We start from the raw sequence: 13,852 nt of genomic DNA on the forward strand, positions 1-13,852 counted from the left end.
CGTGGACCACCTCGAGATCGCCGCGCTCCAGCATGATGCGCAGGAACGCGGTGGACCGGGATCGGGGCACGGCCCACAGCAGGATGGGCTTCGGCGCGGCACTCATTGCGACCACGCGGTGGGTCGGCGGTCCCAGCGGTGTTCGCGCAGCTGCGCCAGCAGTTCTTCGCTCAGCGGTTCGGCGTCGCTGGTGGCGAGGTTGGCGCGTACGTGGGTGAGGTTGCGCATGCCGGGGATGACGGTGGCGACGTCGGGGTTCTGGAGGATGAAGCGCAGCGCGAGTTCGGGCATCGTCATGCCCTCGGGCACGATCCGCGCCAGCCGTTCGGCGCGCTCCACGCTCGCGACGAGGTTTTCGGGCACGAAGTAGGTGTTGCGCCAGTCGCCTTCGGGCCAGCGGCTGTGGCGGGTGAGGGTGCCGGTGAGCGTGCCTTCGTCGAAGGGCACCCGTGCGACCACCGCGACGTCCAGCTCGCGGCACGCCGGGAACAGCTCGTCTTCGGGGGCCTGGTCGAAGATGTTGTAGATGACCTGCACCGCGTCGATCAGACCGGTGCTCAGGGTCTGCAGGACGTTCCAGGGTTCCCATCTGTTGACGCTGATGCCGACGCCTTTGATCAGTCCGCGTTCCTTCATCTCGATGACGGTGTCCTGCCAGGCCGCGTCATGCGCCCAGGCGTCCTCCCAGACGTGGAACTGGAACAGGTCCACGGACGGCGTGCCCAGCCCTTCGAGGCTGCGGTGCAGGTATTCCCAAAGATGATCCGGTGGATAGACCTCGGACAGTTTGGAGTCGCGGGTGGACGGCCAGTTGCGGTCCTTCGGCGGGGGCTTGGTCGCGATGTAGAGGCGGCGGCCCGGGTGCCGCTTGACCAGCCGCCCGAGCATCCTTTCGCTGTGTCCGCGGCCGTAGATCCAGGCCGTGTCGAAGTAGTCGCACCCGAGCCGCACGGCCTCGTCCAGTGCGGTGTCACCGGTCTCGTCGTCGGCGCCGGTCCATCCGCCCTCGCCGCCGGCTATGCCCCACATCCCGTAGCCGACCTCGCCGACCATCCAGCCCAGCCGGCCGAATCGACGCTCACGCATCGTGTCCTCCTTTCACTCCTGAAACGGCGGTCGCCTGGCTCCAGCGGTTGCCGCCCGAGCCGAACCGGGTCTGCTGCACCACGGCGCCGGCGACCTTCATCCGCTCGACCCGGACGATGCCCCGGTGGACGGACAGGGTCACGCTGCCGCCGACCTCGCCGACGAGCCGGTCGATCGCGTCTCGCGCGGCCTGCGCGGCAGGCTCGAGCCAGCGCGCCTCATACATCGCGGCGCCCAGAACGGTCGCCAGCCGATCGTAGAGTTCGCGTCCGGCCGCATCGAGGCTGGCCTGCAGGACACGCGTCCAGGCGCGTTCGAGCAGTTCAAGGCCGGGCGCCTCGTAGATGCCCCGGCAGACCGTGCCGATGATGCGCCGCTCGACCACGTCGCGAAGCCAGATGCCGTGCCGTGCCCCGAGTTCGTTGGCCCGCGTCATCCACTCGACCGGGTCGGGGCCGCTGCCGTCGAGGTCGGCGACCCGTCCGTCGCGGAAGGTGACCGTGACGGTCTCGGGCTCGTCCGGGGCCTGCCCGGGCCAGTTGCTCCACCGGGGCTGGAGCCGGGTGACCGGCGTTTCGAGGTCTTCCAGCTCGGCCGACTCGTGCGAGATGCCGGCGAGGTTGGCGTCGGTGGACCGCTCGGCGCCGCTGCCCGGGTCGAGATGCAGCTCCTGCTCGGCGACGGCCGCGAGCATGGCCTTGCGGTCGGGGAATCGCTCAAGCGCCTGCGGATCCGTCCACGGCTCGATGACGGACAGCTCCGGTGCGACCTGGGCGCCGTAACGCGCGAAGCGGCGCTGGTCGTTGCCTCCGCCGACACAGCCGTGAGCGAACGTCCGGCATCCGTCGGCCCGCATCAGCGGCGCGAGCTCGCTGACGAGCACGAAGCGCGCCGCGCCGGTCGTGTTCCAGTAGCCGCCGTCGTGGCGGGCCCGGTAGCGCAGCAGATCCGACGCCACGGCGGCCATCGACGAGCGTAAATCCATGACGACGACTTCGTCCCCGGATCTTCGCAGCGAAGAAGCGAGTGCCTCCATGTCCGCGCGATCTGATTGGCCAATGTCGGCGATATAGTGCCTCGTCGGAGTGGATAGTTCGTGAAGCCAGACTCCGACGGCCAGGGCGGAAAGTCCGCCCGATTGGAATAATCCGACACGTGCGTTGCCATTGGCTTGCCGCACAGCCTTCCCCTAACGCTGGTGGACGGGGCGCGATGTCGGCACCGTATAGGCCGACCGCCACCGACGCTACCCACGGACGGCGAGCATAACCTCGGCACGCCGATGATCTCTCATTTGAATTGATCATTTCGTGGCGCCTGCTGATCATTATCCGTTCTTGATACGGAGAACGCGTCCGTGGATTGACCGGCGCCCGCTCGGGTAAGGCCGGGTATGAATCCCGGCCTGACCCGCCAGGTTAATGGCCGCCCGTACCTTGCCCGGTGACATCCGCCGGGGCTGTGGCGAGATCCGGGGTTGCGAATCCAAGCCACGTGTTCCAGTATGGAAGTAACCTGTAAGCCGCTTATACCGGTTACTCGGTATGTCCTGCGGCACTCAAGTCGTCCGGCGAAGGGAGGAACGCGTGTCCACCGCAGACCGGGAAACGAGTGACCCCGGGCAGCGCACCCATGCTCACGTCAACGTCACGATTCCCGAGCTCATCACGCACATTTCGGTACGTTGCCGCACCGATGGAGGAGCCGTCGCCACTGCGCGGCCGTCACCGGCGCGGCATCGGAGGGTGTGACAGCGCCGGCGCGGCACGCGGGCCCGGCGGCGCCGGGCCGGGCGGAGCGCCGAGGCACCCGGACGCGACCTCCGCACGATCAAACTGGGCCAGGAATATCCGGCTGCCTGCGCGCATTAGCCGGAGCCCGAAATTCGGGTGACCCGCGGCCACTTATCAATACCCTTGTCATGCTCGCCGAGGGCCGGGCCCTGGCTGCCTGAAACTCACAGACCTGAATAGTGACCGATCTGCCTGATCACGAGGATCTGTTGCCGGTCGAGACTATGGGAGCGCGATGCCACGCCATCAGCAGACGCACCTGAGCGAACATGCCCTGACCGCCATTAACTTATCCCTGGGACCACAGAATGCGTTCCCCCGGGAAAGCACAGTCCTTGACCTGTTCCGCGCACAAACAGAGAACGCACCGGACCGCCCCGCCATCCGTTACCGCGACACCACCATGAGCTATGCCGACCTCGATGCCGCGGCCAATGCGACGGCCAATCGACTGATCGGCACCGGTGTCCTGGCCCGGCAATTGATACCCGTGCTCGCAGCGGACGGGCCCGAATTCCCGGCAGCGCTCCTCGGGGTGCTGAAAACAGGCTCGGCCTTCGTGCCGCTGGATCCGGCCTGGCCGGCCGACCGGCTCAGCGCGATCATGGCCGAACTCTCGCCGCCCGCCATCGTGGCGTCGCCGGCGACCATGGAGACCGTCGCCGAGCTGGAGCCGGCCCTCCCGGCAGTGATCGTCGACTGCGCGGAGCCGTACGATCCGGCTGACCGGACACCCCCGCCGGCCGGCCGTGAACCTCGGCCCGAAGACCTGATTTACGGGTTCTACACCTCCGGCTCCACGGGCACGCCCAAATGCGCGCTCAACCACCACCGCGGCCTGGTCAACAGGTTGACCGCGATGTCGCGCCGGTTCGGCGACGGGGCCGAGCACGTGACGCTGCAGAACAGCCGGTCCACGTTCGACTCCTCGATGTGGCAGGTGTTGTGGCCGCTGGTGTCCGGTGGACAGGTCGTGCTGCCGCACCGCGACGGGATCCTCGATCTTGAGGAGACCGCGATGACCATCGGCCGCTACGGCGTCACGATGACCGACTTCGTGCCGTCCGTGCTCGCGGCGTTCGTGTCGCTGCTGGAGACCCGCGAGGACCTGCGGGAGGCGACGTCGAGCCTGCGGCGCATGCTGATCGGCGGGGAGGCGGCCGGGCCCGGCGTGGTGCACCGGCTGCGCGCGCTGCTGCCCGGACTCGAGGTCACCAACACGTTCGGGCCCACGGAGTGTTCGATCGGGTCGGTGTTCCACGAGGTCACGGACGCCGACGTGGACCGGATCCCCCTCGGGCGCGCCATCGACAACACCGCCGCGATCGTGCTCGACGACGACCTCAAGCCCGTCCCGGTGAACACGCCCGGCGAGCTGTATCTCGGCGGTGAGTGCATCGGCGCGGGTTACCTCAACGATCCCGAGCGCACCGCGCGGGTGTTCGTGGCCAACCCGTTCCCGCAGATCCCGGGCGGAAAGCTGTACCGGACGGGCGACCTGGCGCGGGTCGGCGAGGACGGGCTGCTGTACTTCATCGGCCGGCTCGACGAGCAGGTCAAGCTCGGTGGGGTGCGGGTGGAGCTCGGCGATGTGGCCTCCGCTCTGGCCGACCATCCGCTCGTGGGCAGCGCGGTGGCGGTCGTGCTCGGTGAGGCGCCCCAATCCACTTTGGTCTGCTGCGTCACGCCGCGCTCGCCGGACGATCCACCGTCCGCGGAGCAGCTTCGCGGGTACGCGGCCGGGAAACTGCCGGCCGAGCAGGTCCCGCACCAAATTGTGGTACTGGAAGCGCTTCCACTCAACCGCAACGGCAAAGCGGACCGCAAGGCGCTTGCCGCGCTCATCGTGGCCGAGTCCGCGTGGCAGGCGGACCCGGAAGAGCATGTCGAGCCGCCCGCCGACCCGATGGAGGAGCTGGTCTGCTCGGCGTGGCGCGAAGTGCTCGAACGGGAACAGGTTTCGGTGGTCGTCCCGTTCTCCGATTACGGGGGCACCTCGCTGATCGCCTACCGGCTCACCACCGCGGTCAGCCGGCGGCTGGGAAGGCCGGTGCGTCCCAGGGACCTGCTGGTCGAGTCGACCGTGCGCGCGCAGGCGGCGCGGCTGACCAGGGGCATCGACGACGACAGCGCCGAACTGGCCTACATCAAGCACGACCTGGCCTGGCGCCCGCCGCAGACCTTGCTGCTCACCGGCGCGACCGGGTTCGTCGGGGCGCACATCTTCGCCGAGTTGCTGATGCGCTCCAACGCCGAGCTGATCTGCCTCGTACGGTGCTCCGACCCCCCTGACGGCGCCCGGCGGCTGACCGAGGTCCTCGATCAGTACGGGCTGACGTCCGCCTGGCAGCTGCTGCCCATGGCGCTCAAGACCGGACGGGTCGAGGTGGTCCCCGGCGACCTGGGCAGCGAGCTGCTCGGCCTGCCGCAGTGGCGATTCGACGCGATCGCGTCGGCCGTGTCCGGGGTCATCAACGCCGCGGGTGCGGTGAACTTCCTGTCCGGCTATCTGGACCACCGCCCGGCCAATGTGCTCGGCGTGCAGGAGCTCATCAAACTCGCCTCGGGCGGCGCCCGCGTGCACTCCCTGTCCACCTTGAGCATCTTCCCGCCCGGCGGGCCGGCCGCCCCGCGCATCACCGAGGATCAGATCCCGGAGACGGACCAGGTCGCCGCGGACGGCTACAACAGATCGAAGTACGTCGCGGAAAGCCTGCTCGCCGACGCGCAACGGCAGGGCGTCAGCTCGGTGGTGTACCGCCTCGGCGAGGTCTGGCCGCACCGGGCGACAGGCGTGGCAAATCCGGATTCGCTGGCGCACAACCTGTTGTACGCGTGCGCGCGCACCGGATGCGTGTTCCCGACCGAAGCCGAGACCGACGTGACGCCGGTGGACGTGGTCGGCCAGTTCGTGGCGCGCGCCGCGACCGGCGAGATCAAGGTGCCCGACGGCGCGATGCACGTGCTGTGGCCGGCGAGGCTGCGCTTCGCCGAGGCGTTCGGCGTGCTCGCCGACCGGTGCGGGCTCGACCGGGTCGGCTACGCGCAGTTTCACGAACGCCTGGAGGCCATCGCCGAGCCCGACGAGAGGCTCGCCGGGCTGCGCCTGCTGCTGCCGCCTCCGGCCACCGGTTGCGACGCGGCGCCGGTCGAGTTCGACCAGCTGTTCACCGACGGCTCCCGGCACTTCGACGCCCGGCGGTTCAGCCGGCACGCGGCCTCGCTGGCGCGGCCGACGGCGGACGGGCTCAGGACGCTCGATCGCTATCTCAGTGAGCTGACCGACATTCCCGCCTTCGTACCTCAAGAAAGGTAGGCGCAATGGAAGAGAAATTCGTCGTGGTGATCAACCACGAGGAGCAGTACTCGATCTGGCCCGCCGGCCGGGAGATCCCGACCGGCTGGCGCGAGGCCGGAGCCGAGGGCGGCAAGAGCGAATGCCTGGCACACATCGCACGGGAGTGGACCGATCTGCGCCCGTTGAGCGTGCGACGGTGAAGGAGGAGAGCGAGACCATGTCCACCCCGAACGAACGCAACGTCGCCGACATCAGGCGCGCCCTGCTGGAGATGAAGGTCCGCCAGCGCGTGGCGGAGAAGGCCGAGCGGGAGCGGATCGTCGCCGTCCCGCGCACGGGCAAGATGGCCATCGCCGAGCAGCAGCGGTTCCTGTGGTTCCTGCACCAGATGGTCGCGGGTGCACCCGTCTACAACGTGCCGTTCGCGATGCGCCTGCGCGGGCCGCTCGACGTGCCCGCCCTCTCCGAGGCGCTGCGCGGGATAGTCGCGCGGCACGAGAGCCTGCGCACCCGGTTCGGCGACGAGCACGGTGTGCCCTTCCAGACCGTCGATCCGCCGCCCGAGACATGGGACCTGCCGGTGACCGACGGGAGCGAGGAGTCCGTTCAGGACTGGATCGACGGGCAGGTGCGCGAGGAGTTCGACCTGCGCAACAGCCCGCCCCACAGGTTCGCGTTACTGCGCCTGGGCCCTGAGGACCACGTGCTGTCCATCGTCTGGCATCACATCGTCATCGACGGCTGGTCCTCGCGCCAGTTCGCCGAGGAGCTGACGGCCCGCTACACCGATCCGGAGGGCTCGGAGTTCCCCGAGCTGTCCCTTCAGCCCGCCGACTTCGCGGCGTGGCAGCGGCTCTGGCTGCTCAGCGAGGAACCGGCCAAGCAGATCGAGTACTGGCACTCCGCGGTGGACGGGATGGAACCGCTGGAGTGGCGTACCGACCGGCAGCGCCCGTCGGCACCCACCGGGGCCGGCCGTATCTACGAGACCCGCCTGCCCGACGACCTCGCCCGCGGGATCCGCGACCTGGCCAAGGCCGAGGGTGTCTCCCTGCTCGCCCTGACGATGGCCGGCTACCAGGTTCTGCTGAACCGCTACACCGGCCAGCAGGACATCGCGCTCGGCTCGGTCCTGTCCGGGCGGACGCGCTCGGAGATCGAACCCATGATGGGGTTCTTCGCCAACACGGTGGTGGTCCGCGGCGATCTCCAGGGCAACCCCGTGTTCCGCGACCTGGTGCAGGCCACCAACGACAACATCCTCGAGGCGATGGCCCACCAGGACGTGCCGTTCGGCCGCATGGTGGAGGAGCTCAAGCCGGAGCGGCTGCCGGGGCGGAATCCACTGGTCGCGCACCTGTTCACGCTGCTGCCCGAGCCGATGATCGCGCGCTGGCGCCTGCCCGGCGTAGAGGTCGAGATGCTGACCCCGCAACCGGAGACGACCCGGTTCGACATCACGTTCCAGATCAACGACCTGCCGGACGGCGGCTTGGGCGTGTGGATCGAGTACTCCTCCGAGCTGTTCGACCACGAGCGCATCGAGCAGCTGGTGGAACACTTCTCCACGGTCATGGCCGACGCCCTGTCCAGGCCGGACGCTCGGGTGGATTCGCTGGACATCATGCCCAACAGCGAATATCTACGCGTGCTCACCGAATGGAATCCCACCCCCGGTGAGCGGGACGAGCGCCTGCTGCACGAGCTGTTCGCCGCTCGCGTGGCCGAGGCGCCCGACGCGGTCGCGATGCGTTTCGCGGGCGAGGACCTGACCTACGCGCAACTGGACGAGCGGTCCAACCGGCTGGCGCACGCGCTCGTCGAGGAGTTCAAGGTGACGCCGGGGCGCGTGGTCGGGGTGCTGCTCGAGCGCGGCTTCGATCTGCCGGCCGCCGAACTCGGCGTGCTCAAGGCGGGCGGGGCCTGGCTGCCGCTGGACCCGCAGTATCCGCCGGAGCGGCTGGCCTACCAGCTCGGCGACGCCGACGTGGCGGCGGTGGTGACGACGTCGGACCTCGCCGACCGCGTGCCCGCGGACGTGGGACGGATCCTGCTGGACACGGACGCGCTCGACGAGCGGGCGGCCTCGCCGCCCTCGGTGCGCGTGGCGCAGGAGGACACGGCGTACGTCATCTACACGTCGGGCTCGACCGGCACCCCCAAGGGGGTCATGGTCCCCCACCGGGCCGTGGTCAACTTCTGCACCGCCTTCCAGCGGATGTTCTCGGTGACGCCGGACGACCGGATCCTGCAGTTCTCCAACCCCGCCTTCGACGTGAGCGTCTCGGACGTGTTCTCGACGCTGACCGCCGGCGGGACCATCGTGGGCGCGCCGCGCTCCGAGCTGCTCGACCCCGAAGCGCTGCAGCGGCTGCTGGCCCAGGAGCGGGTGACGATGGTGGACATCCCGCCCGCCGTGCTGGGGCTGCTCGACCCGTCCGCTCTGGACGATCTGCGGGTGTGCTTCATCGGCATGGAGCCGTTCGGCCCCGATCTGGTCAACCGGTGGCGCAAGCCGGGACGCGAGTTCCACAACGGATACGGGCCGACCGAGGTCACGGTGACGTGTGTGGATTACCTGTGCCCGCCGGAGCCGTTGGACGGGCCGCCGCCGATCGGCCGGGCGATGGCCAATCAGCGGGCCTACGTCCTGGACAGGGGACTGCGGCCGGTGCCGGTCGGCGTTCCCGGGGAGCTGTACATGGCGGGCGCCGGTCTGGCCATCGGCTACCTCGGCCGGCCCGACCAGACCGCCGAGAAGTTCCTGCCCGACCCGTTCGCCGTCACCCCGGGCGAGCGCATGTACGCCACCGGCGATCTGGTGCGCTGGAACGCCGACGGCAACCTGGAGTTCCTGGGCCGGGTCGACCGCCAGGTGAAGCTGCGCGGGCTGCGCGTGGAGCTCGGCGAGATCGAGCACGCCATCGAGAGCTTCGACGGCGTGCGGCAGTGCGTCGTGACCGTGGGCGACGCGGGCACGACCTCGGCCTGGCTGGCCGCGTACGTGGTCGGCGAGTTCGAGCCGGACGCGCTGCGCGAACACCTGGCCGGGCGGCTGCCCCTGCACATGGTGCCCACCGACTACGTACAGCTGGAGCAGCTCCCGCTGACCTCGACCGGAAAGGTGGACCACGCGCGGCTGCCCGATCCGCGCCCCGACGGCGACACCGGACAGGCCGAGCTGACCACCGAGACGCAGCGCCGGCTGGCCGAGATCTGGCAGAGCCTGCTGAGCCTGGAAGCCGGCCGCATCGGCGCGCAGGACAACTTCTTCGTCCTCGGCGGCAACTCCCTGCAGGTGACCCAGATGATCTCGCGGGTGCGCGACACCTTCCAGGTGACGCTCGACCCGCGGCGGCTGTTCAGCTACCCGCTGCTCAGCCAGTTCGCCGCGCAGATCGACGACGCGCAGCGCGCGCTGCTGGGCGAGGACGAGGTGGCGCGGCTGGAGGCTCAGGTCGCTGATCTGCCCGAAGAGGAGATCGATCGGCTGCTGAAGGAGTCGGGCTGATGGCCGGTTCGCGTCCCTCCACGCTGGAGGAGAAACGAAGCGCGCTGCTGCGGCTGCGGTTACGGCGCAAACGGGAGGAGGCCCTTGCCCGGCAGCGGGTCGCTTCCGCCCGGCCGGCGGGACGGCCGCCGCGCCTGTCTCCCGTCGTGCCGCTCAGAACTGCGGGCACGAGGCCACCGCTGTTCCTCGTGCACGCGGCGGGCGGATCGGTGGCGCCCTACGCCGCGCTGGCCGCGCTGCTCGGCGACGACCAGCCCGTCCACGCGCTGGAGGATCCGGGCCTGCACGGCGGCACGATCGGGGAACGGTCGCTGCCCGGTCTCGCGGCCACCTATCTGGCCGCGGTCCGCGAGGTCCAGCCCGACGGGCCGCTGCAGGTGGGCGGCTGGTCGGTCGGCGGAGCGGTGGCGCTCGAGATGGCGCGCCAGGACGGCGACGTCGCGTTGACGTTCGTGCTCGACACCGCCATCCCGGACGACGCACCACTCCGTCCCGGCGATGACGAGCTGAGGACGTGGTTCGCCGCCGACGTCGCGGCGATGGGCGCCGAACCGGGCGAGGCCGAGCTGGCCGAGCGATTCCCGGTGTTTGCCGCGAACGTGCGCGCGCTCCTGGCGTTCCGTCCTTCGCGGGTGGACAGCCGCGTGGTGCTGCTGTCCGCCGAGGGCTCGCAGCCCGGAAGGCTCGACCGATGGCGTGCTTACGCCGATGACATCCAGGTGGTGCGGGGCGACCACTACACCATGCTCCGACCCCCACACATCGAAGCGCTGGCGGAAGCGATGCGCGACAGACTGAGCGAGGTGAGTGTCCGATGATGCCGGCCTTCACGCCGGAACAGGACGGCTTCCGGGAAGAGGTCTGCAGGCTGCTGTGCGAGGACGCGGTGCGCGCGGAGATCGCACAGTCCCGGCGGATGCCGTACGGGCAGGAGAGCGGGCTGCTCGAGGTGCACCGGCGGCTGGGCAAGCTCGGCTGGCTCGCGGTCAACTGGCCCGAGCGTTACGGCGGAGCGGACGCCACGATCGTGGAGAAGGCGATCCTCACGGAGGAGATGATCCGCCACGGCGTGCCCGACAACGTGCACTCGCTGGGCATCGACATCGTCGGGATGGCCATCCACCTGTTCGGCACGCAGGAGCAGAAGGAGCGGTTCCTGCCGGGCCTGGCGCGCGGCGAGATCACGGCCAACGTGCTGTTCAGCGAGCCGGACGTCGGATCCGACCTGGCGTCGCTGACCACGCGCGCCGAGCCGGACGGCGACGGCTGGCGCCTGTACGGCCGGAAGATCTACAACATGAAGGCGCAGCACAGTGATTTCGCGCTGTGCGCGGCCCGCACGTCGACCGGCCCGGTGAACTTCTTCGGGATCACGCTGTTCCTGGTGCCGCTGCAGAGCATGGGCGTGGTCATCGAGCCGGTGTGGAACCTGTCCGAGGAACGCTTCGACCTGGTGGCGCTCGACGGGATCCGGGTCGGGCGCGAGGACGTGCTCGGCGAGGTCGACGACGGCTGGCAGGTGCTGGGCAAGGTGCTGCCGCTGGAGCGCACCGGACTGGACCACTCCGCCAAGGCGGAGCGCACGCTGGCCGCGCTGCGTGAGCACGCGCCGCCCGGCTGCGAGCAGCGGCTGGTGCAGCTGGAGACGCGGGTGCGCGCGGCGCGGCTGCTGGCGTGGCGGTGCGTGGCCAACCTGCACGACGGGCGCCCCGACGAGGTGCACTCGGCCACCGCCAAGTGGTACACGTCCGAGACGGCCAAGGAAGTGTCGCTGGCGGCCGTCGAGCTGCTCGGGCCGCAGGCGCTGCTGGACGCACGCGATCCCGAGGCGATCGCCGAGGGCGTCTTCGACGCCGCGCTCCGGGAGGCTCCGGGGCTCACGCTCGCCCAGGGCTCTTCGGAGATCATGCTGTTCTTCGTCGCCACATCGAAATTGGGGTTGCCGTCATGACCGCGGTGGAAACCACGGCGATAGCCGACTTCTTCGACGATGATCTGGCGCCGCTGGTGCGGCGGATGGCCGATCGGCCGCGCTCCGGGGACGGGGGCGGCGACGATGACAGCCGCGAGATCCGCGCGATGGTGTGGGAGGGGCTCGTCGGGCTCGGCGCGCTCCAGGCCTCCGACACCGTGCGACTGGCCGAGCTGCTCGGGTCGGTGCTCTATCAGGGACCGCTGCTCGACACCCTCACCGCTCGAGAGCTGCTGCGGGACGACGAGATCGGCCAGGCGCCGGTGGCGCTGGCGGTCGCGGCCGAACCCTGGTCCGATCAGGACGGGGTGATCTCCGCGCGGCGGGCCTTCGTCGGGTTCGCGGCGGAGGTGGACCACTTCGTCGTGGGCGGCGTCGACGACACCGCCGGGCTGCGCCTGGCGCTCGTGCGGGCGGGCCATCCGTCCATCACGATGCGGCGGTACGAGGAGACCAGCCGCGGCGAGGCGTACGAGGTGGAGTTCGCCGGCACGCCCGTGGCCGCGCGGGCCGGCTCCGCCACCGAGTGGGAGGCGGCGCTGGCCGGCGCGCGGGTGCGCCAGGCGGCGTACCTGGTGGGCCTCGCGCAGGCGGCGCTCGATCACGCCGTCGACCACGCCAAGGCGCGCCGCCAGTTCGGCCAGCCCATCGGCAAGTTCCAGGGCCTGGCGTTCCGGCTCAGCGAGCTGTCGATGCACATCGACGCGACGCGCCTGCTGGTGCACGACCGCGACGCGGCCGCGCACGCGGCGGCCAACCTCGCGGCGGCGTCGGATCTGGCCCGCACCGTCACGACGCGGACGATGCAGATCCACGGCGCCGCGGGCATGCGGTCCGACAACGACGCGCAGCTGTACTACAGGCGGGCGGCGGCCGAATCGGTGCGGCTCGGCACGCCGTCACAGCTGCGGCGCGAAAGCTGGGGGCCGTGATGACGGAAGCCGCGGCGGCCTACCTGGCGCAGGAGTAGGCCGATGAACCTGGTGATACAGAAGTACGGCGGAACATCACTGGGTGACGTGAGCAGGATCAGTCACGCGGCCAAGCGCATAGCCGCCGCGGACGGGTCCGTGGTAGCCGTGGTCTCCGCGATGGGCAGCGCCACCGACGCCATGCTCGACCTGGCGCGTAACCTCACGGCCACGCCACACGCCCGGGAACTGGACCTCCTGCTCAGCACCGGTGAGCAGGCCTCCGCGGCCGCACTCGCCCTGGCGCTGAACGAACTGGGCGTGCCCGCCCGCTCGTTCGGCGCCCGCGACGGCGGCATCATCACCGACGGAGTGCACGGTTGCGCGCGCATCGTCAGCGTCGACCCGGTGCGGATCCGCGAGTGCGTCGCGACCGGCCATGTCCCCGTGGTGACCGGTTTCCAGGGCATCGCCGCGGACAGCGGCGAGCTCACCACCCTGAGCCGAGGCGGCTCCGACACCACCGCCGTGGCCCTGGCCGCGGCGCTGCGGGCCGCGGCCTGCGAGATATTCACCGACGTCGAGGGCGTGTTCACCGCCGATCCGCGACTCGTCGCCGAGGCCCGTAAATTGGACCTCCTCTCGTACGAGGACATGGCCGAGCTGGCCGCCGGCGGCGCTTCGGTGCTCGCCCACTCCAGCGTCGAGTACGCCAGCACCCATCGCGTTCCCATTCACGTGCGATCCAGCACGACCGAGACGGCCGGCACCTGGGTGACCGGCCTGCGACCGGCCGCCCCGCTCGGCAGCGAGCGGTTCACCGCCGTCGGCGTCGCCCACCGGACCGCCCAGCTGCGCTGCCGGCTCGACGGGGTCGACCCCATCGCCCTGACCACGATCGCCGCCGCGCTGGCCGACCCGGCGCTGCACGTGGACATGGTCAGCCACCTGGCCCCGTGCTCGCTGCGGTTCGTCGTGAACGCGGCCTGCCGGGACCAGGTGGACGGCGTGCTCGCCGGCCTGCGCTCGGCCGAGGCCTTCAGCGGCTGCCACTGGTCCGGGCCCATGGGGAAGGTGTCGCTGGTGGGCCGCGGGTTCTGTACCCACCATCCCCAGGTGCGGCTCCTGCTGGACACGCTCAGGGCCCACGGCGTCACCGTGCGGGACATGACCGTCCAGGCCCGGCGGATCTCCATCACCTGCCCCGAGCACGATGTGCTCGACGCCGTGACGCACCTTCACCGGATGTTCCTTGACTCGACACCCGCGAGAGGAATGTGA

Annotated in this window: 9 protein-coding genes; 7 read left to right on the forward strand and 2 right to left on the reverse strand. The window is 70.2% G+C overall.

Going from position 1 to position 13,852, the window contains the following annotated elements:
• Nucleotides 1-102 precede the first annotated feature (102 nt).
• Together ACFKCF_RS24290 and ACFKCF_RS24295 are read right to left on the reverse strand one after the other, a co-directional pair.
• On the reverse strand, nt 103-1,086 hold the full coding sequence (locus tag ACFKCF_RS24290) for an aldo/keto reductase (protein WP_394496919.1): 984 nt from the start codon (nt 1,084-1,086) through the stop codon (nt 103-105).
• On the reverse strand, nt 1,079-2,266 hold the full coding sequence (locus tag ACFKCF_RS24295; protein ID WP_394496921.1) for an argininosuccinate synthase domain-containing protein: 1,188 nt from the start codon (nt 2,264-2,266) through the stop codon (nt 1,079-1,081). The genes ACFKCF_RS24290 and ACFKCF_RS24295 overlap by 8 nt, the downstream gene beginning before the upstream one ends.
• An 848-nt stretch (nt 2,267-3,114) precedes the next feature.
• Here ACFKCF_RS24295 and ACFKCF_RS24300 point away from each other — a divergent pair.
• Genes ACFKCF_RS24300 through ACFKCF_RS24330 form a run of 7 tightly spaced genes read left to right on the forward strand, consistent with a single transcriptional unit; the run spans nt 3,115 to nt 13,852 of the window.
• Nucleotides 3,115-6,195 carry an amino acid adenylation domain-containing protein gene (locus ACFKCF_RS24300; protein WP_394496922.1) on the forward strand — a complete coding sequence of 1,027 codons (3,081 nt, stop codon included), beginning with the start codon at nt 3,115-3,117 and terminating at the stop codon, nt 6,193-6,195.
• 5 nt (nt 6,196-6,200) lie between these two features.
• The gene (locus ACFKCF_RS24305; RefSeq protein ID WP_394496924.1) at nt 6,201-6,377 is read left to right on the forward strand and encodes an MbtH family protein; all 177 of its coding nucleotides are present in this window, start codon (nt 6,201-6,203) and stop codon (nt 6,375-6,377) included.
• A complete protein-coding gene (locus ACFKCF_RS24310; RefSeq protein WP_394496926.1) occupies nt 6,374-9,688 on the forward strand; it encodes an amino acid adenylation domain-containing protein in 3,315 nt (1,104 codons plus the stop codon). The genes ACFKCF_RS24305 and ACFKCF_RS24310 overlap by 4 nt, the downstream gene beginning before the upstream one ends.
• A complete protein-coding gene (locus tag ACFKCF_RS24315; protein ID WP_394496928.1) occupies nt 9,688-10,506 on the forward strand; it encodes an alpha/beta fold hydrolase in 819 nt (272 codons plus the stop codon). The genes ACFKCF_RS24310 and ACFKCF_RS24315 overlap by 1 nt, the downstream gene beginning before the upstream one ends.
• Complete coding sequence (locus tag ACFKCF_RS24320) at nt 10,503-11,639, forward strand: acyl-CoA dehydrogenase family protein (protein WP_394496929.1); 1,137 nt, start codon at nt 10,503-10,505, stop codon at nt 11,637-11,639. The genes ACFKCF_RS24315 and ACFKCF_RS24320 overlap by 4 nt, the downstream gene beginning before the upstream one ends.
• Complete coding sequence (locus ACFKCF_RS24325; protein WP_394496932.1) at nt 11,636-12,592, forward strand: acyl-CoA dehydrogenase family protein; 957 nt, start codon at nt 11,636-11,638, stop codon at nt 12,590-12,592. Before ACFKCF_RS24320 ends, ACFKCF_RS24325 begins: the two co-directional genes overlap by 4 nt.
• A gap of 42 nt (nt 12,593-12,634) precedes the next feature.
• The gene (locus ACFKCF_RS24330) at nt 12,635-13,852 is read left to right on the forward strand and encodes an aspartate kinase (RefSeq protein ID WP_394496934.1); all 1,218 of its coding nucleotides are present in this window, start codon (nt 12,635-12,637) and stop codon (nt 13,850-13,852) included.

It is taken from the genome of Nonomuraea sp. JJY05 (genome assembly GCF_043496855.1).
GTDB lineage: Bacteria > Actinomycetota > Actinomycetes > Streptosporangiales > Streptosporangiaceae > Nonomuraea.